Annotated in this window: 25 protein-coding genes; 16 read left to right on the top strand and 9 right to left on the bottom strand. The window is 46.6% G+C overall.

Features of this window, described 5'->3' with window-relative positions; genetic code table 11:
* Positions 1-388: 388 nt before the first annotated feature.
* Positions 389-1504, top strand: a complete 1116-nt coding sequence (locus tag HUN05_18980; protein ID WDP86952.1) for a PAS domain S-box protein — start codon at positions 389-391, stop codon at positions 1502-1504.
* Positions 1505-1656: 152 nt separating this feature from the next.
* A complete protein-coding gene (locus tag HUN05_18975; GenBank protein WDP86951.1) occupies positions 1657-2868 on the top strand; it encodes an IS256 family transposase in 1212 nt (403 codons plus the stop codon).
* Between the two features lie 7 nt (positions 2869-2875).
* On the opposite strand, the gene HUN05_18970 is transcribed toward HUN05_18975, so the two are convergent.
* The 3 genes from HUN05_18970 to HUN05_18960 form a co-directional block, all read right to left on the bottom strand.
* Positions 2876-3574 (bottom strand): hypothetical protein, encoded by a 699-nt coding sequence (locus tag HUN05_18970; protein ID WDP86950.1) that lies wholly within the window; start codon positions 3572-3574, stop codon positions 2876-2878.
* Positions 3575-3754: 180 nt separating this feature from the next.
* On the bottom strand, positions 3755-4054 hold the full coding sequence (locus tag HUN05_18965; GenBank protein ID WDP86949.1) for a hypothetical protein: 300 nt from the start codon (positions 4052-4054) through the stop codon (positions 3755-3757).
* Between the two features lie 56 nt (positions 4055-4110).
* Entirely contained in the window at positions 4111-4293 is a 183-nt protein-coding gene (locus tag HUN05_18960) for a hypothetical protein (GenBank protein WDP86948.1), read from the bottom strand.
* A gap of 121 nt (positions 4294-4414) precedes the next feature.
* Between HUN05_18960 and HUN05_18955 the strand changes: the two genes are divergently transcribed.
* Positions 4415-4810, top strand: a complete 396-nt coding sequence (locus HUN05_18955) for an HD domain-containing protein (GenBank protein ID WDP86947.1) — start codon at positions 4415-4417, stop codon at positions 4808-4810.
* Positions 4811-5218: 408 nt separating this feature from the next.
* Here the strand turns inward: HUN05_18955 and HUN05_18950 are convergent, their stop codons facing one another.
* On the bottom strand, positions 5219-6388 hold the full coding sequence (locus tag HUN05_18950) for an IS4 family transposase (protein ID WDP88141.1): 1170 nt from the start codon (positions 6386-6388) through the stop codon (positions 5219-5221).
* A 554-nt stretch (positions 6389-6942) separates the two neighbouring features.
* On the opposite strand from HUN05_18950, the gene HUN05_18945 reads away from it, so the two are divergent.
* The 13 genes from HUN05_18945 to HUN05_18885 all read left to right on the top strand — a co-directional run bounded on the left by HUN05_18945 (position 6943) and on the right by HUN05_18885 (position 14786).
* Positions 6943-7731, top strand: coding sequence for a carbon-nitrogen family hydrolase (locus HUN05_18945; GenBank protein ID WDP86946.1), 789 nt, complete (start codon positions 6943-6945; stop codon positions 7729-7731).
* Positions 7724-8212, top strand: coding sequence for a D-glycero-beta-D-manno-heptose 1-phosphate adenylyltransferase (gene rfaE2, locus HUN05_18940; protein ID WDP86945.1), 489 nt, complete (start codon positions 7724-7726; stop codon positions 8210-8212). The genes HUN05_18945 and rfaE2 overlap by 8 nt, the downstream gene beginning before the upstream one ends.
* Complete coding sequence (pgeF, locus tag HUN05_18935; protein WDP86944.1) at positions 8199-8990, top strand: peptidoglycan editing factor PgeF; 792 nt, start codon at positions 8199-8201, stop codon at positions 8988-8990. Before rfaE2 ends, pgeF begins: the two co-directional genes overlap by 14 nt.
* Positions 8991-9150: 160 nt before the next feature.
* Positions 9151-9381, top strand: a complete 231-nt coding sequence (locus HUN05_18930; protein WDP86943.1) for an AtpZ/AtpI family protein — start codon at positions 9151-9153, stop codon at positions 9379-9381.
* Entirely contained in the window at positions 9368-9769 is a 402-nt protein-coding gene (locus tag HUN05_18925; GenBank protein ID WDP86942.1) for an ATP synthase subunit I, read from the top strand. The genes HUN05_18930 and HUN05_18925 overlap by 14 nt, the downstream gene beginning before the upstream one ends.
* Position 9770: 1 nt before the next feature.
* Complete coding sequence (gene atpB / locus HUN05_18920; protein WDP86941.1) at positions 9771-10460, top strand: F0F1 ATP synthase subunit A; 690 nt, start codon at positions 9771-9773, stop codon at positions 10458-10460.
* A gap of 72 nt (positions 10461-10532) precedes the next feature.
* Positions 10533-10802: an ATP synthase F0 subunit C gene (atpE, locus tag HUN05_18915; protein WDP86940.1), complete on the top strand. Its 270-nt coding sequence runs from the start codon at positions 10533-10535 to the stop codon at positions 10800-10802.
* A gap of 183 nt (positions 10803-10985) precedes the next feature.
* A complete protein-coding gene (locus tag HUN05_18910) occupies positions 10986-11408 on the top strand; it encodes a PilZ domain-containing protein (protein ID WDP86939.1) in 423 nt (140 codons plus the stop codon).
* Positions 11409-11422: 14 nt separating this feature from the next.
* A complete protein-coding gene (locus HUN05_18905; GenBank protein ID WDP86938.1) occupies positions 11423-11734 on the top strand; it encodes a hypothetical protein in 312 nt (103 codons plus the stop codon).
* A complete protein-coding gene (locus tag HUN05_18900) occupies positions 11735-12667 on the top strand; it encodes an AAA family ATPase (GenBank protein ID WDP86937.1) in 933 nt (310 codons plus the stop codon).
* A gap of 78 nt (positions 12668-12745) precedes the next feature.
* Complete coding sequence (locus tag HUN05_18895; protein ID WDP86936.1) at positions 12746-12979, top strand: hypothetical protein; 234 nt, start codon at positions 12746-12748, stop codon at positions 12977-12979.
* Complete coding sequence (locus HUN05_18890) at positions 12976-13626, top strand: HAMP domain-containing protein (protein ID WDP86935.1); 651 nt, start codon at positions 12976-12978, stop codon at positions 13624-13626. The genes HUN05_18895 and HUN05_18890 overlap by 4 nt, the downstream gene beginning before the upstream one ends.
* Positions 13593-14786, top strand: coding sequence for a GAF domain-containing protein (locus HUN05_18885; protein ID WDP86934.1), 1194 nt, complete (start codon positions 13593-13595; stop codon positions 14784-14786). The genes HUN05_18890 and HUN05_18885 overlap by 34 nt, the downstream gene beginning before the upstream one ends.
* Positions 14787-14896: 110 nt before the next feature.
* Here the strand turns inward: HUN05_18885 and HUN05_18880 are convergent, their stop codons facing one another.
* The 5 genes from HUN05_18880 to mutS are packed head-to-tail and all read right to left on the bottom strand — an operon-like array spanning position 14897 to position 21931.
* Positions 14897-15328 carry an amino acid-binding protein gene (locus HUN05_18880; protein ID WDP86933.1) on the bottom strand — a complete coding sequence of 144 codons (432 nt, stop codon included), beginning with the start codon at positions 15326-15328 and terminating at the stop codon, positions 14897-14899.
* Positions 15329-15363: 35 nt separating this feature from the next.
* Positions 15364-16668, bottom strand: coding sequence for a phenylacetate--CoA ligase (locus HUN05_18875; protein ID WDP86932.1), 1305 nt, complete (start codon positions 16666-16668; stop codon positions 15364-15366).
* A 32-nt stretch (positions 16669-16700) separates the two neighbouring features.
* On the bottom strand, positions 16701-17489 hold the full coding sequence (locus HUN05_18870; GenBank protein WDP86931.1) for an enoyl-CoA hydratase/isomerase family protein: 789 nt from the start codon (positions 17487-17489) through the stop codon (positions 16701-16703).
* Between the two features lie 21 nt (positions 17490-17510).
* Positions 17511-19277 carry an N-acetylmuramoyl-L-alanine amidase gene (locus HUN05_18865; GenBank protein WDP86930.1) on the bottom strand — a complete coding sequence of 589 codons (1767 nt, stop codon included), beginning with the start codon at positions 19275-19277 and terminating at the stop codon, positions 17511-17513.
* Positions 19274-21931, bottom strand: coding sequence for a DNA mismatch repair protein MutS (gene mutS, locus HUN05_18860; protein ID WDP86929.1), 2658 nt, complete (start codon positions 21929-21931; stop codon positions 19274-19276). Before mutS ends, HUN05_18865 begins: the two co-directional genes overlap by 4 nt.
* Positions 21932-21944 lie beyond the last annotated feature (13 nt).

The raw sequence follows: 21944 nt of genomic DNA, 5'->3' as shown, positions 1-21944 counted from the left end.
CAATGTTTATGACAACCGAATAGGTGAGTCGTGTATTATCGGTTTTCTGTTGCTTTTTAGTACCAGGGATGATTATTTCAGGTGGTGTGCTACTCTTTTTTTGATTTGGCCAATTATCGGAAGATAAATAAAAGGTTACAGAGAAAATAATATTACCGGAATGTCCTAAGCCCATGGCGTGTTCGCTCTTTGCCCGGGCGGCGATTTTAACACGTGACAATACGATGCATATCAAAGAGGGATGAAATGATCCTGTCTGTTTATACCACCCCTCGAAAAAAAATTGGTATTGGACTTAAAAACAACCAAGAGGTCCTGATTCAGCAATAAATAGCACCCTGCAGACACGGCTGCTAAATCATGGCTGTTCGATTCACTGGAGGATCGTATGACTCAGATTGAAAAAAATAAAGTCAACACCCACTTATTGACAAAAGTATTCATGGATGCCACCGATCCAATTCTTATTGAAGATCTTCATGGGATTGTCGTGGATATGAATTTAGAAGCCGAGCGATCTTATGGATGGTCCAGGAAAGAGTTGATCGGAAAACCGATCAAAACAATCGTTCCTTTTGACAGGCACAAGCAGGCAGATGAACTGCTGGAACGTTGCAGGGAAGGTAAGGGCGTCAGAAATGTTGAAGGGTTGAGATGGGATAAATCCAAGACGATTATACCGGTTTTGATCACCTTGTCATTGCTCAAAGACGAGGCTGGAAAACCAACGGCCGTGGCGACATTTGTAAAAGATATTAGCAGGCAAAAAAAATTAGAAGAAAAATATCGACGAATGTCTAAGGTGTTTATGGATGCAACCGTGCCAATTCTTATTGAGGATCTTGACGGTATTGTCATTGATATGAATAATGAAGCCAAACTTGCCTATGGATGGTCCCATGAAGATCTTGTGGGCAAGCCCATAAAAACCATAGTACCTCCGGAACGGTACAAGGAGGCGGATGATTTGCTCAGGCGGAGTAAAAAAGGAGAAAGGGTCAAAAATATAGAGGGGTTAAGATGGAACATAGAAAAAAAAATTATTCCCGTATTATTAACCCTGTCTGTTTTAAAAGATGACAATAATCACCCCATCGGCATCGCCACAATCGCCAAGGACATATCCAAACTCAAAGCGGCAGAAGAAAAAATTTCTTTGACCCAGGATGTCACCATTGAAAGTATGGGCACCCTGGCCGAATATCGGGATCCGGAAACAGGCGGGCATATTAAGCGAACCCGGGGGTATGTTAAAATTTTAGCCGCCCAATTAAAAGATCATCCAAAATTCAAAGATGCTTTAAATGATGAAACCATAGAGCTCTTATATAAGTCTGCACCTCTTCATGATATCGGCAAGGTTGGGATACCGGATAATATTTTGCTCAAGCCCGGCAAATTAACCGATGAAGGGGCGCATTCCCATTTTCCCGGTTATACCGCTGGCACTGGATTGTGCATGTTTGCCATCTGCTTCAGGCAGTTCCAACGCCCTGCTTTATAAAATGATCGCAGCATAATCATTTTTTCTGCATTCTCTCGATACCAAAAGATGCATGGACCTTTAAGACGTAAATTCACGACTCTCGAGGGCGTTCAAAATTCTGTGTCAGTTGAATGAAAGCTGATATACTCAGCTAAATAAGGAGAACTGACATGACCGAAGAAAACACCGAATTTGATTTTCAAAAAGCCCTTAAAGGCATCCAGGAAGGTAAACCCTTCACAGGTAAGGGCGGCGTCCTTACATCATTAATCAAAAATCTTGCTGAAGCTGCTCTTGAAGGAGAGTTGGAGTCCCATCTCGGGCAGGAAGTTTCTGCCAACCGCCGTAATGGAAAAAGCAAAAAGACCATTAAATCCCTGGATGGTAAATTTGAGCTAGAAACCCCGCGTGACAGGGCCGGAACCTTCTCTCCACAGATCGTCAAAAAACATCAGACAACGCTCAGCGATGAAATTGAAAGAAAGATAATAGCCCTTTACGGCCTGGGCATGAGTTATAATGATATGGCTTCCCATTTACAGGAAATCTATGGACTTGAGATTTCAAATGCCACTCTGAGCACCATTACCGATAAAATCATCCATACCGTCAAAGAATGGCAGGCCAGGCCGTTGGAAAATGTGTACCCAATCGTATGGCTTGATGCCATACATTATAAAGTACGAGAAAACGGAAAGGTCGGCAGCAAGGCCGTTTACACAATTCTTGGGGTGAATATCGAGGGCCGCAAAGAGGTTCTTGGGCTGTACATATCCGAGAATGAGGGTGCGAACTTCTGGCTGCAGGTGTTAACAGACCTTTCAAACCGAGGGGTAAAAGATATCCTGATTGCCTGTGTTGATGGTCTAAAAGGTTTTCCCGAGGCCATTGAGACCATATTCCCGGACACAGAAGTTCAACTCTGCGTAGTCCACCAGATCCGAAATTCATTGAAATACGTTGGTTCCAAAAATAAAAAGGAATTTATGGCAGATCTAAAACGTGTTTATAAAGCGGTCAATAAGGATCTGGCCGAAGAAGAACTGGATATCTTGGAAAATAAATGGAATGACAAATACCCGATTGTGATAAAATCCTGGCGGAACAACTGGGAACGCCTCAGTCATTTCTTTAAATATCCAGAAGAGATTCGACGGATAATATACACCACAAATACCATTGAGGCTGTGCATCGACAGTTTCGAAAACTGACCAAAACAAAGGGATCATTCCCGAACCAGGACAGCCTGTTAAAGCTGCTTTACATGGGGATCCAGAACGCCAGTAAAAAATGGACAATACCGATTCAAAATTGGTCACTGACAATTTCCCAGTTGGCAATTTTCTTTGAAGGCCGGCTGGATAAAGAGCTGGGAATTTGATAGGGATTTATTTACAGATGGAAAAGATGGTTCCAGGAACTCCACTCCAGCAAAAGTCAACTCCTCCGACGTGGCTGATTGAAGGCCCATTCTCGGACCTGACTTTTACTTCCGCTGGCGCTGAGGCAGATCCGGGAACCGAAACCGTGACACAGAATTCTGAACATTCCCCGACTCTCCGAATCGAACTTTCAATAGCACCGCTGCCAATAGGTAAGTTCAACGCTTTTACAGTTGAGAAATTAAGCCTCAGTTCATTGCGCACAAAATAATCCCGTTCCGTCTTGATAGCCTTACTGTTTCTGCCTCTACAAAGCTTCTGGACGGCCTGTACCACCTCAATCGCCTTTCCCTTCAGCAGAAGACCTCGCTGCTTCGATACCCAGTGTTTGCGTTCCTTGGATGACCAGGTCTTCCTTAAGCCTGCTACTTTACCCAGATGCTCAACTGCATGGTAGAAATCGAGAAGTTCATACACACGCTCAGGAGCCAAACCCAATGCTTTTAGCAGTCCGGGGATTCGATTCCAAATCCAATGTGCCCCATCTGCAACAAACAGTATTTTGTCTGAGTTCTGAATATGAAGGGAGTTCAAATAACCCTTTAACAAGTGGAATACACCATCCGGTCCATTGAAACAGCCATCAATAAATGGTGAAAAGCTTTTTTCTTGTTTTCCATGGGCGTCCACTACATAAATGATCAAAAGCTTGGGTTCTCGCCATGCCCCACGAAATCGGGTTCTATCCTTTTGGGTTTTTGGTCCCCTTTTCTTCTCTCTGAGCCGAGTGCGGCCACCATCAGTGCTGATAACGACTCGCCGCCCTTCAAGTAAATCTCTATCATTTAATGGGATTCGGCCCGCTTGTTGTTCGGCTCGAGCCCGCTATGCGTACCGATAGGTCAGTTTACGGATGACCTTTATACCCAACGTCATCCCACGGTCACAAAGCACTTGACGGACTTCTTCAAAAGAACTTAATAAGGCTGACCAAGAACTCACCATAGAAGCCAAAGCAGGCGAGCAGCGATCATGGATTCCAAGAAGGATTAAGCCAGCGTATGCACCTTTATATCTTTTTCCTTTTCGGCGGTCACAGGACCTTCGATAGTATCGAACATGAATATCAACCGAACTATCTGTACAAAGCTGAATCCAAACGGTCTCAAGCCCTTCGCTTTTCATCCGTCCCGGCCAATTGGACATCAATTCTTTTTCTTGGTCGACCTGTTCAGAGGAATCTACTGAGGCCTGGATCTTTTTTTTAAAAAAAAGGCGCTTATCCGATTTGTATACTCAAGGATTTCCTGCTCCATCTGTTCTAATTCGTTAGCGTTACGAACCAAGCGATTTGGATCTTCTTCCAGTTCTTTGAGGCATGCAAGGACTTCATCAACAGTATTACAATCTTCAGCTTTCTTCATTAGCACAATCCATTTATGTTCATTTCAGCGTAACAGAGGATATCATTCTTTTTGCTCTAAAAGACAGGCCTTTTTAAAACCGGGAAAATGGGAATGCGCCCCCGATGAAGAGTTTGAAATCATGAAAAAGCATACAACCTATGGAAAGGAGGCAATTGCCATCCAGGAAAATAAACTGGGAGGTGATTCTTTCTTGCTTCTTGCACTTGAAATTGCTGAAAGCCACCAGGAAAAATGGGACGGTTCCGGATATCCGAATGGATTAAAGGGAGACAAGATCCCTGTGTCAGGCCGTTTGATGGCCATTGCAGATGTATACGATGCTTTGATCAGCAAGCGGGCCTATAAACCACCTTTTACCCACTCCAAAGCTGTTGAAATTATAATGGAGGGCAAAGGCAGTCATTTTGATCCGGACATGGTTGAGGCTTTTTGGCAATTAAAAGAAGAGTTTAGAAAAATAGCTATTGAACACGCGGATTATGATGAAGAAAGAGTCAACCTGATGATCGGTTGATACGGATCGATTGCTAAGTTTAGATGACCGCCCTGTTTTTTGCGTTGATATGACACTTTGCTGGAAGACTCTGTTCGCGATAGCTTGTTTGAATGAACGTATCGGTTCATTTTGATCTGTTTTATTGGCCTATGCAAGTTGTTGGATGAACTGTTCGGGAGCGTTTTTTGGGAACAACTCAAATTTTTAAACTAAAAGGCGAGGCTTTTTTATATCGGGCGGATCGGAGGGCGGGGGCTTAAATGGTCGCAAACAACTTTTACGGTGCTTCCGTTTTCAGGGAAAACAATATTGTATTTTCGGTAATATTCGTCCAGAATTTGTTTTATTTGTTTTATTTGTTTTATTTGTTTTATTTGTTTTATTTGTTTTATTTGTTTTTTTTTAATTGGGATCAGTGATGTCCGGTTAGGTTTTTGCTTGCTCAATAATTTTTTGATCTTTGACAATATTGTCCCTGTTTGAACTATGAGAGCCCTGCTCCTCGCAGCCAAACAGGTCATTTAGAATGGCGGTTCGCAGCTGCCGAACTCTTTTGATCGTGACCTTTTCATTAAACTGTTTTTGGCAATGGATTGCCAGTAACAGGTAAGTGATAAGGCCGCCAAGAATCTGAACCATAAGGCCGTATTCACTGCGGGCAATGAGATGATATACCTTCAGATGTTCTTTCCACCATTTGAAAAAATCCTCAATGGTCCACCGGAGTTTATAAATTGTTGCTATTTGTTCCGCTGTTAAATCATGCCTGTCAGTTGCCACATAGTATTTGACGCCAGCAATTTTATAGCCAACAACCCGAACAGGCCTTTTCGTCTGGTTTTGATTCGGAGTACCAAGTTTAACCAGTGCATCATAAAAAATGTAGCTGTCGGAAGGGGTCTCGTGGTTATCAATAATTGTTCTTGTTGTCCTGGTTTTTATACGGCAGACAAAATGTTTGCCTTGCTCCTGAAGCAGGTCAAATTCTTTATGGGATTGATATCCACGATCCATAACACCTGTTTGCCCCTTGGAAAGTATTTTGGGAACAAAAGTGCGTTCAGCGCCGTTGCCTTCAGTCAAAAAGATTTTGTTTGGGATTCCGTGATTAATGTCAAATCCGCAATGTACTTTGGCTTTTTTACTTCCTTTTCTGTAGTTCGCCCAGTGCATTGAAAGGACTGCATTTATGAGACTACCGTCAATGGAAACCAACTCTCCTAACTCGGCGTGTTCACCCGGATGACACTCAAGAGCCTGTTTATAAAGATCCTCAAAGATAAATTGCAGTTGTTCGAGTCCCCTGTGATTGATGGCTTCACAGAAACTACTACGGCTGATACCACCGTCTGGCGCAATATTTTCTTTAGCAAAAACATTCTCCTTGAGATCCTGAATTAAATGTCGGGCAGACTTGTGCTCCTGAAGATGGAAATAAACCAAAGCATTTATCTGGTCTTCGAATGTCATTTTTAAAGGGCGGTCTCCTCGAGATTGTAATTCCGGTGCTTTTGAAAGTGACTTTATCAGAGGGCACCTGAAATTGTCAAAGTTCAGGGACCGTAGTTGTTTTTTAGGGACTGAGATGTGCGTCATTTGAGCTCCTTGAGTTAAATTTTCAAGGCGCACAAAAATTTTTACGCACATTTGTCAACACAAAACAGACTGTTTTTTCAATGATTTTAGATGCTTTTTATATGCAACAACCTAACCGGACACTACTGAATTGGGATAAAATAAATGACTTCAAAAGTAATATCCCGGGTTGAATCTTTGTAGGTGCTTTTGATCGTGGGCTCTCTCATTTTGTATCCTTGCATCTATTGAGACCGGTCAAAGAGGTAATATCTTGAACAAATGCTTTGGCCATTATGGCAATTTTTTATTAAAAAAACAAATAGATATAATTTTAGTCCAGGCCACGAACGGTTCGCTGCTGTTCAATCCTACGGGCACAGGGCAGCCGATCTGTTTTGCCGGGTCAAAAAATCCAATCGTTATCTAAATCCCTTAAAAAAAAATTACACTGATTTTTGCCAAGAATCGTCTGCAACTGCAAAAGCAAAATATTGACCTGAATCTGATGAATCGTTATGGTATCGGATTCAGGAACGCATGGAACAGATACCCGGGAGTAGAGGAAAAAGAAAATGATAACCAACAAATTTAAGGCAGGGGTCATCCAGTTTGATATTATCAACGGAGATATTAATGCCAATATGGACAAGGCACTTTATTATCTTGGTTGCCTGGCTGACCAGGGCGGTTCTTTAGGGGTGCTGCCCGAGCTTTTTGCCTCGGGGTTTGACAATGAAAACATCCGGTTTCATGCCCGGACAACCCAAGACTGCCTGGACCGGTTGGCTCAATTTGCAAAGAAGCGTTCAATGGCCGTTGCAGGCACCTTTGCAAGGGCAGAAGGGGACAAGGTGTTTAATACCCTTTATTTTATTGATCAAAGAGGAGAGATAAAAGGGGCATACGATAAGCTTCATCTTTTCAGGCTTACCTGTGAGGATGCGTTTTATACCCCCGGAAATAAGGCGGTGGTGATTGATACTGTCTTTGGCCGAGTCGGGCTGATGATCTGTTATGATTTAAGATTTCCGGAATTGGCAAGGCATCTCTTTATAAAGGGAGCAAAAATATGTATAGTCTGCGCCCAGTGGCCAAGTCCCAGAAAGGCGCATTGGCAGACCCTGATCCAGGCCAGGGCCATTGAAAACCAGGCCTTTTTTATCTGCAGCAACCGGACAGGAGAGGATGAGGACCTTGTTTTTCCCGGACTTTCCGCCATTGTGGATCCTTGGGGAAAAATTTTGGCCCAGGCCGATGATGATCCCGGAACGATCACGGCAGGGGTGGATATGGGCGAGGTGGACCGGGCAAGGGCCCTGATCCCTATAATAGAGGATAGAAGAGAGGATATATATGGATAAGAAAATTGTTACCCTGGATGAGATGTGCCGGTTGTCCTATGAATACCGCAGCCAGGGCAGGACCGTGGTCTTTACAAACGGATGTTTTGATATTCTCCATGCCGGTCATGTCTCCTACCTGACCCGGGCAAAGGCCTTGGGAGACGTGATGGTGGTTGGATTGAATTCAGACGCCTCGGTTCGGGAAATTAAGGGGGACCAGCGGCCGGTGGTCTCCCAGGAACAGCGGGCCTGTGTGGTGTCTGCTCTGGAGGTTGTGGATCATGTGGTGATTTTTGATGCGCCTGATCCGGGGGATATGATACGGGTGATTGTTCCCCATGTCTTGGTCAAGGGGGCGGACTGGCCTGAGGATAAAATTATCGGGGGCGACTTTGTCAAGGCCAATCAGGGGCAGGTGGCCCGGATTGCCTTTGACCAGGATATTTCCACCACCCAAATCATCCAGCGGATTGGAAAGCGTTTCTATGGCGCATCCTGATATCCTGGCCTTTGATCATTTTAAATCTTTTCCCCAATTGGTTCACGGGGTGTTTTCCAGAAAAGGCGGGATGAGCACAGGGCCCCATGCCAGCCTGAATATCGGTTTGAACTGCGGGGACGATGAACCTGCCGTGGTTCAAAACCGGAATTACATGATGGATACCCTTGGGGTGGTCCGGGCTGTTTTTTTAAACCAGGTTCACGGCACAGAGATTAAGGTGCTCAAGCAGGGAGAGGATATCAAGGCTGTGACCTGGGATAAAGGATTTGGCAGGACCCCTTGCCCCATTTCGGCTGACGGTATTGTTACCAATATCAGGGATCTGGCCCTTGTCATCCAGGTGGCAGACTGCCAGGCGGTAATGCTCTATGACCCTGTGAACCAGGTGATTGCCAATGTCCATTCCGGATGGCGGGGAAGTGTTGCCAATATTATAGGCCGTTGTGTTCAGGTCATGGCAGAAGCGTTCTCATCTCAGCCCAGGGATATTTTTGCCGGAATCTCTCCCTCTCTGGGGCCCTGCTGTGCTGAATTTATCCATTATAAAAGAGAAATTCCCAAATCTTTGTGGGCCTATAAATTAAAGGGAGGTTCATATTTTGATTTTTGGACGCTGTCCTGTGATCAACTTGTTGAAAAAGGGGTAAAAAAGGAGAACATCCTTTCCATGGGAATTTGCACTCAATGCAGGACGGATCGATTTTTTTCATTTCGGGAAGAAAAAAATACAGGCCGGTTCGGGGCTGTGATTGCTGTGACAAAGGAGCGGGGCTGATTCGGTGGTAAACGAGGATGTGTTTTGGATCAAAAAGAAGATTTTAAAAGGGTTTTTTTACCCTTTTTTCACATTGACTTCGTCCAAAGCATATGATATTTGCTCTCATGATATTTGATAATTTGAAAGCCGAAAAGACCAGTGGCTGCAAAGGTTAAAGATGAAAGAGGATAAGGGCAAAACCATCAGGGAACTTGGGTATTTTGCCAGTCTCGGCATGTCCGTGGCTTTATCCATTTGTATCGGAATGGCCATTGGATACTGGCTGGATAAAAAATTTGACACACAGCCTGTTTTATTGATGGTGGGATTGGGATTCGGTATTGCAGCCGGATTCAGCAACATCATCAGGGCAGGGCAAAAGAGTAGAAAAATTGATGGCGGATCTTGAAAAAATTGTAAATTTTATCACACGGAGCAATTGGCTGATCTTTTTGGGAACCAGCCTTATTGCCCTTTGGCTTGCGCCCCACAAGGTATATCTGGGGGTGTTGCTGGGCGGTCTGATCGTGACGGTGAATTTTCAAATGCTCAAGAGAACGGTCACCAAAAATATCTGTGAGGAACGGGTGATGGAAAAGGGAAAATCCCTGGTCGGGAATATCCTGGTCAAGTATTATCTTCGGTTTACATTGACCGCAGCCATTATCTTCCTGCTGATATCAAACCATATTGTGCATCCGATAGGTCTTCTGGCGGGCCTTTCGGTTGTTGTTGCAAGCACTTTTCTGGCGGCGGCGATTGAGTTAACCAGATTATTATTCAAGGAGGCAGTATAAGGTGGAACATCCATATTTAATTCTTACTTCATTGTTCGGCATGTTCGGTTTGGAAGAATGGGCGGCAAGTCATCCCCATGTAACATATATGTGGCTGGCCATGGTTATTTTGGTTATTCTCGGCTGGCTGGGCGGCAAAGGAATCTCCATGGTTCCCAATACAATCCAGAATGTATTCGAAGTCATCATTTCCGGCCTTGAAGAGTTTATGGTGGGGATTACCGGTGAAGAAGGCCGAAAATCTTTTCCCCTGCTGCTGACTGTTTTTTTGTTTGTCCTTCTGGGCAACCTGTTCGGACTGGTTCCGGCATTGTACCCGCCGACTGCAAATATCAATACCACAGTGGCATTGGCCATTATCGTGGTTTTATGGAGCCATGTCATCGGCGTTCAGATGCACGGAATCAAATACATCAAACATTTTCTAGGGCCGGTCAAAGCATTGATGCCCCTGTTTTTTGTTATCGAAGTCATCGGCCATCTGGCACGGGTGCTCTCATTGACCCTTCGTCTCTTCGGCAACATGATGGGCCATGAGCTGGTTGTTGGAATTCTTCTCATGCTGGCAGGACCGTTCCTCGTACCCCTTCCCATCATGGCAATGGGTATTTTGGTCTCTTTGATTCAGGCCATTGTCTTCTTTTTACTGCCCACCATGTACATTGCGGGTGCCATAGAAGAGGCGCATTAATCTAAGCGTTTTACGGGATTTTTGGAAGAAGCCCCGTTTGTTTATAATATATATCATTTTAAGGAGTAAAACATGGAATTTCTAGTTGGTAGTGTATGGGCAGCAGGTCTTGCCATCGGTATTGCAGCATTTGGTTGCGGCATTGGTCAGGGTCTTGGTTTGAACGGCGCAATGGCCGGTATCTCAAGAAACCCCGAAGCAGCCGGTAAAATTCAGGTGAACATGCTGATCGGTCTGGCTCTTATTGAGTCTCTTTGTATCTATGCTCTCGTTGTTGCAATGATTCTTCTTTTTGTTCATCCTGCTATCGCTCCTGCAGTAGCTGCACTTGGCGGACATTAAGCCGTATAGCTTTCATTAGAAAGTTTTAAAGGGGTTTTTCCAGAAATTGGAGAACCCCCTTTTTTTTATCTCCAATTCCCCGGGTTTTTTCTTGCATGGCTCCGGGTGAACTGATATGTTTTGAATGTTATGTAATAAATGTCATAAATTTTTCTGAATATAATTGCTGGCAGGAGGATAAGAATGAATGAAAATTCCATAGAATTCCAGCCCATGCCCGGCGACAATAATGAGGACGAGTCAGTACGCCATTTTTTCAGAGTACCGGCGTCTGACAAGGACAATATTCTGGCTGTATTTTTTGGGCAGAGTTATTCTGTGGCCAATGTTTCGGTCAGCGGCATTGCCATCCGTGCAGATTCCTGTCTTGCATTTGAATCCAACCAGGAGATTGAAGATGCCGAACTTCTGTTGGGGACCCAGCGGATCACCAACCTTACCGCCAAAGTAATCCATTGCTCTGTTCACGACTCCGGCGACCTTCAATTCGGAATGGTCTGGTTGAATATGGCCAATGACAAAAGACAAAAGCTAGAAAAAATACTTGGGCAAATGAAGGCCAGGGCCCTGGAAAAAGATGATCTGCCTGACGAGCAGGCACAATAGGCGGTGGTGTAAGAATGGCGAAAAAGAAAGATGTCATGGAGAGTATCCTTGGCGCCGATGACAAGGAATTTGAAAGCTCAACCCGTGAACTGGACTGCCTGATTTACCGCACCGGAAATCAGGCAAGTAAAAAAGAGGTTGTTGAACCTGCCTCTCCAGCCTCCTGGAAGGCATCCAAGGGAAATGTCTCGGTTGAAATCTGGGAAGGAAAGGCCAAGATTAAGATCAAGGTCGGTTCGGGTGAGGCGACCCATGTTTCCATGAGGAAACTGGCTAGTATTGCAGTGGATGCCATTATGGCTGAGTTAGAAAAGGAGGGATCCTAAGTGATTATCACCTGCCCGAAATGTGCCAGAAAACACAAGGTTAATCCTGACAATATCAAAGCATATGCCAAAAGCGGCAGAAAAAATCTTCTGGTCACCTGCCGTTCGTGTAAATTCAAATTTCCGGTAGCCATGGAGACATTGCTCGGGCCTCATCAAGACGCCCCTCCCCCAATCCAGGACCGGCTGCCTGCCAGAAAAATCTGTATTACCTTGAGCAAAGGCGGTGTGGGCAAGACAACCACCAGTGTGAATCTTGGCGCAGGCCTTGCCCTGGCCGGATATAAGGTATTGTTGGTGGATACCGACACCCAGGGCCAGTCCTCATATATTCTCGGCAAACGGCCCAAAGCCGGTTTGACTGAACTGTTGACCAAGGAACTGCCTGTTAAAGAGTGCCTGGTCGAGGCCCGCAAGAATTTATGGCTGCTTTCCGGCGGAAAATCTCTGGCCGGTGTAAAGCGGATCATTGACCGCAAGAGTTTTGGTGCGGAATGGACATTGGTCGAGGCATTGACCCCCCTGGACCGGGACTTTGACTTTATCCTCATTGATACCTCCCCGGGCTGGGACCAGCTGATCGTGAATGTGCTTTTTTATGCCAGGGAGGTTCTGGTGCCGGTGGCCCTTGAAGTCATGCCGCTTCACGGTCTTTCCGAGTTTATCAAAAGCCTTGGGGCCATCCAGAAGTACAGAAAGGAAATCCAGCTGAAATATATTGTCCCCACCTTTTTGGATGCCCGGATCAAGGGGCCCCAGGCCCTTTATGAACAGCTTCAAAAATTATATCCCCAGCATTTGTGCACCCCTATCCGATACAACGAGAGCCTGGCTGAGGCACCCTCTTTTGGCAAGACCATTTTTGAATTCGCACCGGGCTCAACCGCATCGGAAGATTATAGGGCATTGATTCAAAAAATATCCCGGAATTAGGAGAGTTGGCTGTTGGGGAAAATAGAGAGACGTCACAATTAAAATTGTTGAGATTGCATTCACAGGAATGAAAAATTCATGGGCCTGAGATCGCGAATTATCACGGTTGTCGTTGTTGCATGCAGTATTATCAGCCTGTTTTTGTGCTTTTATATTACCCAGCAGGTTCGGGATATTGAGCTTCAAAGTCTGCGGACCAAAATCGACAAGGCCGCCTATGTCATGCGCCTGGTCAATACCCGTCCCCTCTACAATGTCGATTTAGAAACGCTTAAAGTCAATATGGAACCTTTTTTGATGATGAAAATATGAAGAGTATCGGTATTTTCGAATCAGATATTGATATTGACATCTATTTGGAACGCGAGTTTGATCCCGGCGGAATGGATATTCATAAAAGTTTTTACATCTATTATAACGGGTTGAAACTGGGTAAAATTTCTGTGGTTTACTCCACCAGCCTGATCGAAAAAAGACTGGCCGGATTCCGGGGGGAAATGCTCTGGTTTACTTTTTCGGTTATCCTGGTGCTGGCCATTGTGCTGGTCTTTGTAATCAATGCCCTGATGAAGCCTGTGATCACTCTGGCAGACGTTGCCTCGGAGATTGCTGCCGGCAATCTGGACAAAAAGATCGAGGAGAGCGGGGTGGGCGAAGTCGGGATCTTATCCCGGAATTTTGCCATCATGCGTGATGCCATCAAAGATAAGATTGAAGATCTGGCCCACACCAATGCCGACCTCGAAGATGAGATCCAGCAGAAAATTCTCAAGGAAAAAAAGATACTTCACCAGAGCAAGGTCATGTCATCTGTGAATATGTTTTTTCATAAATCCATGCTGGCCGATTCTTACGAGCAGATCGCTCAATTGTTTATCCCCATTGCCCTTTCGGTAATTCCGGGCCCCTATTGTTTTGTGGGATTGTGGGAGAAATCAGTGAAGACGGCTCTCTTTTAAATATTTTGGCCATGTCGGACAGGTCCGGTCAGGACAGCCCAAAGATGGGAAGCGGCCGCAGGATGGAGGATATTGAAAAACCGATCCAGGGCGGGTGGTCTAAAATCCTTGTTGACAAGGAATGTGTGGTTGTAAACGATACGTCTGAACATCCGGATTTTGCCTTTTTGCCCAAAGACCATCTTCAGGTGGACTCGTTTATGGGAATTCCCATGGTTTTGGGATCCAAGGTGCTGGGGATGGTGGCTTTTGCCGGCAGGCAGAACGGGTTTAACTCAGAAGACAGGGATGCTGCCAAGATGCTTTCCATGGCCCTGGTAGAGGCCCTGAGCCTTAAAAAACAACAGGATGACAAACTCAGGCTCGAAGAGATGATTGTCCAATCTGAAAAAATGGTCTCCTTGGGTGGACTTGCGGCCGGCATGGCCCATGAGATCAACAATCCTCTGGCAGGCATTCTTCAGAATATCCAGGTCATCAGAAATCGGATCCAAAAGCCCATTCAGAAAAATCTGGCCACGGCAGAGGAGTTGGGACTGAGCTTCACCGCCATGGACACCTATATGCACCGCCGGGATATTCATAAGATGCTCGATTCTGTCATGGATGCCGGCAAGCGGGCCGCTGCCATTGTTGCCAACATGCTCTCTTTTTCACGAAAAAGTGATTCAGGCTTTATTGCTGAAGATATTTCCCTGCTCCTTGATCAGACCCTGGAACTGGCCGTAAGTGATTACAACCTGAAAAAGAAGTTTGATTTCAAGCAGATTAAAATTACCCGGCAATATGACCCTGACCTTCCAAAGGTGAAGTGCCGGGCCAGTGAAATTCAACAGGTGTTTTTCAACATTTTTTCCAACGGGGCCCAGGCCATGTTTAACATGCCGTCAAAAGATGCGCCTGAATTTTTCATGAAGACCTTCATGAAAAAAGATCAGGTTTGCGTAGAGATCAGGGACAATGGCCAAGGCATGGAAGAAAAAAACCAAAAGCGGATTTTTGAACCTTTTTACACCACCAAACCGGTCGGGGCCGGCACCGGTCTGGGACTCGCTGTGTCCTACTTTATTATCACTGAAAATCACAACGGCCGGATTGAAGTGGATTCCATGCAGGGCAGGGGCACCAGTTTTATTGTCAGGCTTCCCTTGAATCTTTGATCTGAACAATTGCAGTCCTGGGGTACGTTTTGGGAGGAGAGGCTGGCTTTTGGGAGTATCCCAAGATCATCCCTTGTGGGTGACCACAAGGGATGAAGGATCTGAAACCATTATAGGCTACAGATTTCCTGGGCGTTAATGACTTTTATTTTGTTTTGTGTAAGAATTTCTTTTGCCTTTATAATATCGTCAAACCGGAAAATCATGATGGCATTTTTGCACTGGGGATTGGCAAAGGCGTACATGTATTCCACATTGACGTCCAACTCGCTTAAGGGGTCCAGTACCCGGTTCAGGCCCCCGGGCTCATCACTGACCTCCACGGCAAGCACTTGGGTTTTGCCCACGGTGAATCCTTGACTTTTTAGAGCTGCCGTGGCTTTGTCATTGTCGTTCACAATAAGGCGCAGCACACCAAAATCCGTGGTGTCTGCAAGGGAAAGGGCTCTGATGTTGACCTGGGCGTCCCTTAGGATTGCGGTGACTTCAGCCAGGCGGCCTTCCTTGTTTTCGATAAATACGGATATCTGTTCAGCCATCATATTTTTTCTCCTTTAAGGTGTTTTTACCCTTGAGCTTATAGTTTACGTTTATCTATGACCCGGACGGCTTTGCCCTGGCTTCGTTCAATGGTTTTAGGCTCCACTAAAGCCACTTTGGCAGAAACGCCGAGATGTTCTTTAATATCATGGGAAATTTTGGATTCCATGGACTGGAGCCCCTTGATATCGTCACTGAACATGGTGTCGTCAATTTCTACTTTTACGGTCAGGGTGTCTAAATTATCTACCCTGTCCACTTCCATTTGATAGTGGGGGGCAATTTCACGGGTTTCCATGAGAACGCTTTCGATCTGGGAGGGGAATACATTAACCCCCCGGATAATGAGCATGTCATCGGTTCTGCCCGTGGGTTTGTTCATCCTGACATGGGTTCTGCCGCAGGTGCAGGGAATAGGATTCAAAGAGGTGATATCCTTGGTCCGATAGCGGATGACAGGAAAGGCCTCTTTGGTGATAGAGGTGAACACCAATTCTCCCGGGTCTCCGTAAGGGACGGGTTCCAGGGTATCCGGGTCCACCACCTCGACGATGAAATGGTCTTCACATACATGGAGGCCAGCCTGTTCTTCAACGCATTCAACAGAGACCCCTGGGCCCATCACCTCGGACAGACCGTAGATGTCAACGGCTTTTAGGTTGAGCTTTGCCTCGAGTTCCTGGCGCATTTTTTCGGTCCAGGGCTCTGCCCCGAAAATACCGGATTTAAAGTGGAGATCCCTGAAATCGACTCCCATTTCATCGGCAACCTCTGCCAGGTGAAGAATATAAGAGGGGGTTCCGCAGAGAATGGTGGGTTTAAAATCTTGCATGATGGTGATCTGACGTTTGGTGTTGCCGCCGGAAACAGGGATCACAGATGCGCCCAGTCGTTCGGCACCGTAGTGTGCCCCAAGCCCTCCGGTGAAAAGCCCATAGCCCCAGGCATTGTGAATGATATCTCCCTGGGTGGCACCGGCTGCCGACATGCTTCTGGCCATGAGATCTGCCCAGGTGGAAATATCCCGCTTGGTGTATCCCACCACCGTGGGTTTGCCTGTGGTGCCTGAAGAGGCATGGATGCGGACGACCTGTTCCATGGGCACGGCAAACATATCATAGGGATAGTTGTCCCGCAGATCTGTTTTGGTGGTAAAGGGCAGACGCCTCAAGTCATCTAAGGTTTTTATGTCTCCGGGAGTGATACCGGCTTTTTTATAGGTCTCCTTGTAAAAGGGGACGGTGGCATAAATCCGCTCAATGGTGGTCTGGAGCCTTCGTAATTGTATGGCTTCCAGGCCTTCCCTGGGCATGGTTTCAAAGTCAATGTCGTAAATGGGCATGGTTTTTCTCCCTAAATTATTTTAAGCCCCCTTTATTTAAGGGTGCCTTTGAATACTGGTTTTCGTTTTTCCATGAACGCTGCGGTCCCCTCTTTGGCATCTTCACTTGTCATGGTCATGCCAAAGGCATCATTTTCAATAATACATCCGGTTTCAAGGTCTGCTGCGGTTCCGTTGTGGATGACTTGTTTTGCCGCCCGTAATGCCACCCGACCCTTTGAAGCGATGAGGCCCGCGGTTTTAAGCGTTTTTTCCATGAGTTCTTCATGGGGAAATACCTGGTTTACCATACCATATTCCATGGCTTTGTCAGCAGGGATATTTTTGCCGGTAAATACCATTTCCTTGGCCCGGTTGTTTCCCACCAGTCTTGCCAGGCGCTGGGTGCCGCCAAACCCCGGGATCAGGCCCAGGCTGATTTCAGGCAGGCCGAAAATGGCCTTTTCAGAGGCATAGATAAAATCACAGGCAAGGGCTGCTTCAGAGCCGCCGCCCAGGGCAAATCCGTTAACCGCTGCAATGGCGGGAATGGAAAGGGATTCGATTTTTGAAAAGACCTTTTGTCCCTTGCGGGAGAAGGCTTTTGCCTGAAGCGGGGTCATTTTGGCCAGTTCGGAGATATCCGCTCCTGCCACAAAGGCCTTGTCTCCTGTGCCGGTAAGGATAAGAACCTTGATATCCTCATTTTCAATAATCTGGTCAAGGGCCGTGTCCAGCTCGTTAAACAGGGCATTGTTCAATGCGTTCAGCGCTTTTGGCCTGTTAAAAAAAATTGTGGCAATGCTCTCTTGGATTTCGAGAATAATGTTTTCAAAAGACATGGGCTTCTCCTTATTAATAGATTATAGATGTTTTGGGTTTGTGGCATTGATATATTTTTCAACCCCGTCGGTGATGGCGTTGCAGATATCATCCCTAAAGGATTGGGTCATGAGCCGCTTGCATTCTGTTTTATTGGAGATAAAGGAGGATTCAATGAGAATAGAGGGCATCCTGGCCCCTAAAAGAACGTAAAAGGGAGCCTGTTTTACCCCAAGATCGTTGATCTTTGAATGTTTTTTCTTCATTCCCTTTACCATTGATTTGTGAACATCATTGGCCAGTCGGGTGGATTCTTCGATTTTTGCATGTTTCATCAGATCGCTCAGAATATATTCCAGGTCTGAGATATTTTTTTCAGATGTGGCATTTTCCCTGGCAGCAACGGCAATGGCCTGGTCATCGGTTGCAAGGTTGAGGATATAGGTCTCGATACCGGCCAGCCGTTTGTTTCGGGCGGCATTACAATGCATGGAAATAAACAGGTCTGCCCTTTGGGTGTTGGCAATGGCGGTGCGTTCTTCAAGGGTGAGTTTTTTGTCCGATGTCCTTGTGAGCAGCACTTCGCAGTTGAGCCGCTTGCGCAGTTTTTCTGCCAGGTTTTTGGATAGTTTGAGTACAATATCCTTTTCCCAGAACCCTTTGATATAGCCGGGCGCCCCAGGGTCCTTGCCCCCGTGTCCAGGGTCAATAACAATCTTTCTGACCCCAAGGGCCAGCTGTCTTGCAATGTCCGAGGATTTAAGATTGTCCGTGGTCACCCGGTCTTGTTTTTCCGGTAGGGCTTTTGTATTCAAGGCGGTCTGCATCTGGTCCATGGGCGCAGATTGTCCGTTTTTCCCCCAGACATCTATGACAATTCGGAAAGGATCTTTCAATGAAAATATTTTATAGTTTTCAAAGGCCTTTATATCCACCACCACCCTGACGGTGTGGGGCTTATATTGTCCTGCCCTGGCCTGTTTGAGTAAATTATCGTTAATGGGTGTGTGTTCGGATACATTGTTGCCAAGCCTTGCCTTTTCAATGTCCACGTAGAGCCGCTGAAAGGGTTTGTTCAGCTTTGGATCTTTTTTCAGGAGCCTGTGGGCATAGGGCCTTTCTCCTTCGGCGTTGACAACGATTCTGGTATACTCCGGGTTTGACCAGAACCTTAAGCCGGTCACCCGGGTGTCTGTTTTGGGCAAAGGAAGAGGAACCGGGATATTTTTAGGCCTTGCCAGGGGCAGGGGATCGGGTCTTTTCTTTTCAGGGGATTTGGCCTGGACCGGTTTGGCATGCTTGGTTCGAAGTTTTGACTTGAGTTCTTTTTGGTAAAGGGCAATGGCCCTGTCATCCCTTGTTTTTGCCTTTTTGGACGTCAAGGTTTTGATTGCTGGGGATGGTTTTTTACCAATGGATTTTTTCAGGATTCTAGCCCTGCCGCTGTAGGCGCTTTGGGGATATTTTTTAGTAATCCGCGTCAATAGTTCAAGGGCCCTGTCCTCATAGGCCATGCTGCCCGACTGCCGGTAAAGCTGGTGATAGAGTTCTCCTGCCTTGAACATGCCTGCCGGTGCCCAGGAATCTTCGGGATAAAGCTGGTATACATCCTTGTATCGGTTAATGCACCTGAGCCATGAAGAAATTTTCTGGCGTTCAACAGGAGATTTTTTAACCCGCTTGATGCAGCCATCTGCTGACAGGTATTTGGACTTGGCAGGGCCTGCCACGGCCTTGTGCCCAACGACGAGGGAGCAAAATCCCATCAGGACAAGCAAAAGGACAATATGGTGCCAGGCTTTTTTCATGAACAGGCCTTTTGCTTGAGTTTGTTGAGAAAGTTCAAGGCATCAAGGGGGGTCATCATGGCAATATCCACCTGGTCCAGCATCTCTTTGAGTTCTGAATTTGAAGGACCGAACAAGTCCATCTGCGCTTTGTTGGTTGCCTTTTTCGCCTTTTTTTTCGTTTTTACCGGAAGAATGGGTTCAACTACCCGGGGCTGTTCTTGTTCAACCTCAGCAAGCACGGCTTTGGCAAGATCAATGATCGGGTCGGGCACCCCGGCAAGCCTTGCCACCTGGATACCGTAGCTTTTGTTGGTTCCCCCGGGCACAAGCCTGCGCAAAAATATAATATTATCCTTGAATTCTTTAACCGCAATATTATAATTTTTAATCCTGGGTTTTGTCTTTTCCAATCGTATCAGCTCATGGTAGTGGGTGGCAAAGAGGGTTTTTACCCCTTTACCCTGAAGATCGTGGAGATACTCCGCCACTGCCCAGGCAATGCTCATCCCATCATAGGTGGAGGTGCCCCTGCCGATTTCATCCAGGATAATCAGGCTGTTTTTTGTGGCATTATTCACAATATTGGCCGTCTCTTCCATTTCCACCATAAAGGTACTCTGTCCGGAGCTTAAATTGTCCAGAGCGCCCACCCGGGTGAAAATGCGGTCCGTGATGCAGACAGAGGCGCTTTGGGCCGGAACAAAAGAGCCCATCTGGGCCATGAGCACCGTAAGGGCCACCTGGCGAAGGACGGTGGATTTACCGGCCATATTGGGGCCTGTAATCAGGTAAAGCTGGTTTGCCTCATTGTCCATGGCAATGGAATTGGGAACATAGCGCTCTCCCTGGATGAGTTTTTCAACCACAGGATGCCGGCCCTCTTTGATGGTGATGGCATCATTTTCATTGATTTCAGGCTTTACATATCCATTTTCCACGGCAGCCCTGGCAAGCCCCTGGAGTACATCAATCCGGGCAATAAATTCAGCCATGGTCAGAATGGCTTTGGCCTCTTTGGTCACATCATCCCTGACCTTGCAGAAAATTTCGTACTCAAGGGTGTTTCTGCGGTCCTGGGCGTTGAAAATGGTGGTTTCCACCTCTTTCATCTCCTGGGTGATGAAGCGTTCGGCATTGACCAGGGTCTGTTTACGGATATAGTGATCCGGCACCTGGGCGGATTGGGCCCTGGACACTTCGATAAAATACCCAAAGACCTTGTTGTATTTGATTTTTAACGAGGAGAGTTTTGTTTTTTCTTTTTCCCGGGCCTCGGTCTTGGCGATCCAGGATTTACCGTCCCGGGTAATGGCCAAAAGCTCGTCAAGTTCTGGGTCATACCCGTCATTGATGAGATTGCCCTCGTTGAGGAGATGGACAGCATCCTCCCTGATGGCCGATTCAATGAGACGGGTAAGCTGGCCCAAGCGGTCAATCAGCTCCTGAGGGTCATTGATCCGGCTGCCGTTGAGCATGGGATGGGTGAATTGGGATAAATCCCGGATCAGATCCGGAATGTGGGCAAGTGAATTTTTAAGAGAGATCATGTCCCTGGCATTGCCCTGGCCCATGGCAATTTTACTGCCCAGGCGCTCCAGGTCATATACGGATTTCAACCGGCTGGTAATGGACTGGTGAATTTGCGGGGCATTTAAAAATTCATCCAGGCTGTCCAGCCGCTCACAGATCTTCTCTTTGTCCACCAGGGGATACCGGATCCATTTTTTGATCAAGCGCTTGCCCATGGCTGTGACGGTCTTATCCAGGATATGGATCAGGGTGCCTTTGGTATCCTGGGTCTGGATGTTTGAAAGCAGCTCCAGATTTTTGCAGGACCTATCGTCTATGACCAGAAAATCCTTAAGATCATAGGGGCTGATTTTAAAAATATGCCGGGTGTCCTGCATCTGGGTTTCCCCCACATAGGACATGACCGCTCCTGCAGCGCAGATGGCCGCCGGCATGCGTTCAATACCGAATCCTTCAAGGCTGCGGGTGGCAAATTTTTCGACGAGCTGTTTTTTAGCCTCTTCCAGGTCAAAGGCCCGGCTGTCAATATAGGTGATCTGAAGATGGGAAAAGGCCTGTCTGACCTGCGCGTAACTGGGGTCGTTTTTAAAGCTTTCCGGCAGAAGGATTTCCCCTGGGGCAAGTTTCAGGGCCTCGTCGATCAGGGCCAAGGGGAGCGGTCCTGAAGAGCGGTTCACCTGGCAGGTGGTGAAACTGCCCGTTGAAATATCCAGACAGGCAAGTCCTGCATGGTCCCTGACCCTGGACAGGGCCACCAGAAAATTATTGGATCCCTTGTCCAGTAAAGATTCGTTGAGAATCATTCCCGGGGTGATGACCCTGACCACCTCTCGTTTGACCAGCCCCTTGGCCTGGGACGGATCTTCCACCTGTTCGCAGATGGCCACCTTGCATCCGCTTTCAATAAGCTTTGCAATATAGGTATCCGCAGCCTTATACGGAACCCCGCACATGGGGATGGGGTCTGAATCGTTTTTATTTCTGGATGTCAGGGCAATTTCCAGAATATGGGCTGCCTTGACGGCATCTTCCAGGAACATCTCATAGAAATCCCCCATCCGGTAAAAGAGTATGGCGTCCTGGTGGATTTCTTTAATGGCCAGGAACTGGGCCATCATGGGCGTTTGTTTTTTCTTGGTCATGGATGGTCTATAA

It is taken from the genome of Desulfobacter sp., assembly GCA_028768545.1.
In the GTDB taxonomy this organism is placed as follows: domain Bacteria; phylum Desulfobacterota; class Desulfobacteria; order Desulfobacterales; family Desulfobacteraceae; genus Desulfobacter.
The sequence above is the reverse complement of the archived record's forward strand: the minus strand, read 5'-3'. Positions and strand labels throughout refer to the sequence as shown.

What these genes read in the sequence shown, in the direction of transcription:
- HUN05_18870 (WDP86931.1), bottom strand. Translation starts at nt 17,489, where the DNA reads ATGTCTTTTGAAAACATTATTCTCGAAATCCAAGAGAGCATTGCCACA.
- mutS (WDP86929.1), bottom strand. Translation starts at nt 21,931, where the DNA reads ATGACCAAGAAAAAACAAACGCCCATGATGGCCCAGTTCCTGGCCATT.
- HUN05_18980 (WDP86952.1), top strand. Translation starts at nt 389, where the DNA reads ATGACTCAGATTGAAAAAAATAAAGTCAACACCCACTTATTGACAAAA.
- HUN05_18965 (WDP86949.1), bottom strand. Translation starts at nt 4,054, where the DNA reads ATGAAAAGCGAAGGGCTTGAGACCGTTTGGATTCAGCTTTGTACAGAT.
- rfaE2 (WDP86945.1), top strand. Translation starts at nt 7,724, where the DNA reads ATGGATAAGAAAATTGTTACCCTGGATGAGATGTGCCGGTTGTCCTAT.
- HUN05_18960 (WDP86948.1), bottom strand. Translation starts at nt 4,293, where the DNA reads ATGAAGAAAGCTGAAGATTGTAATACTGTTGATGAAGTCCTTGCATGC.
- HUN05_18875 (WDP86932.1), bottom strand. Translation starts at nt 16,668, where the DNA reads ATGCCCATTTACGACATTGACTTTGAAACCATGCCCAGGGAAGGCCTG.
- HUN05_18895 (WDP86936.1), top strand. Translation starts at nt 12,746, where the DNA reads ATGGGCCTGAGATCGCGAATTATCACGGTTGTCGTTGTTGCATGCAGT.
- HUN05_18880 (WDP86933.1), bottom strand. Translation starts at nt 15,328, where the DNA reads ATGATGGCTGAACAGATATCCGTATTTATCGAAAACAAGGAAGGCCGC.
- HUN05_18865 (WDP86930.1), bottom strand. Translation starts at nt 19,277, where the DNA reads ATGAAAAAAGCCTGGCACCATATTGTCCTTTTGCTTGTCCTGATGGGA.
- atpE (WDP86940.1), top strand. Translation starts at nt 10,533, where the DNA reads ATGGAATTTCTAGTTGGTAGTGTATGGGCAGCAGGTCTTGCCATCGGT.
- HUN05_18925 (WDP86942.1), top strand. Translation starts at nt 9,368, where the DNA reads ATGGCGGATCTTGAAAAAATTGTAAATTTTATCACACGGAGCAATTGG.
- HUN05_18955 (WDP86947.1), top strand. Translation starts at nt 4,415, where the DNA reads ATGAAAAAGCATACAACCTATGGAAAGGAGGCAATTGCCATCCAGGAA.
- HUN05_18975 (WDP86951.1), top strand. Translation starts at nt 1,657, where the DNA reads ATGACCGAAGAAAACACCGAATTTGATTTTCAAAAAGCCCTTAAAGGC.
- HUN05_18905 (WDP86938.1), top strand. Translation starts at nt 11,423, where the DNA reads ATGGCGAAAAAGAAAGATGTCATGGAGAGTATCCTTGGCGCCGATGAC.
- HUN05_18950 (WDP88141.1), bottom strand. Translation starts at nt 6,388, where the DNA reads ATGACGCACATCTCAGTCCCTAAAAAACAACTACGGTCCCTGAACTTT.
- HUN05_18910 (WDP86939.1), top strand. Translation starts at nt 10,986, where the DNA reads ATGAATGAAAATTCCATAGAATTCCAGCCCATGCCCGGCGACAATAAT.
- pgeF (WDP86944.1), top strand. Translation starts at nt 8,199, where the DNA reads ATGGCGCATCCTGATATCCTGGCCTTTGATCATTTTAAATCTTTTCCC.
- HUN05_18930 (WDP86943.1), top strand. Translation starts at nt 9,151, where the DNA reads ATGAAAGAGGATAAGGGCAAAACCATCAGGGAACTTGGGTATTTTGCC.
- HUN05_18945 (WDP86946.1), top strand. Translation starts at nt 6,943, where the DNA reads ATGATAACCAACAAATTTAAGGCAGGGGTCATCCAGTTTGATATTATC.
- HUN05_18890 (WDP86935.1), top strand. Translation starts at nt 12,976, where the DNA reads ATGAAGAGTATCGGTATTTTCGAATCAGATATTGATATTGACATCTAT.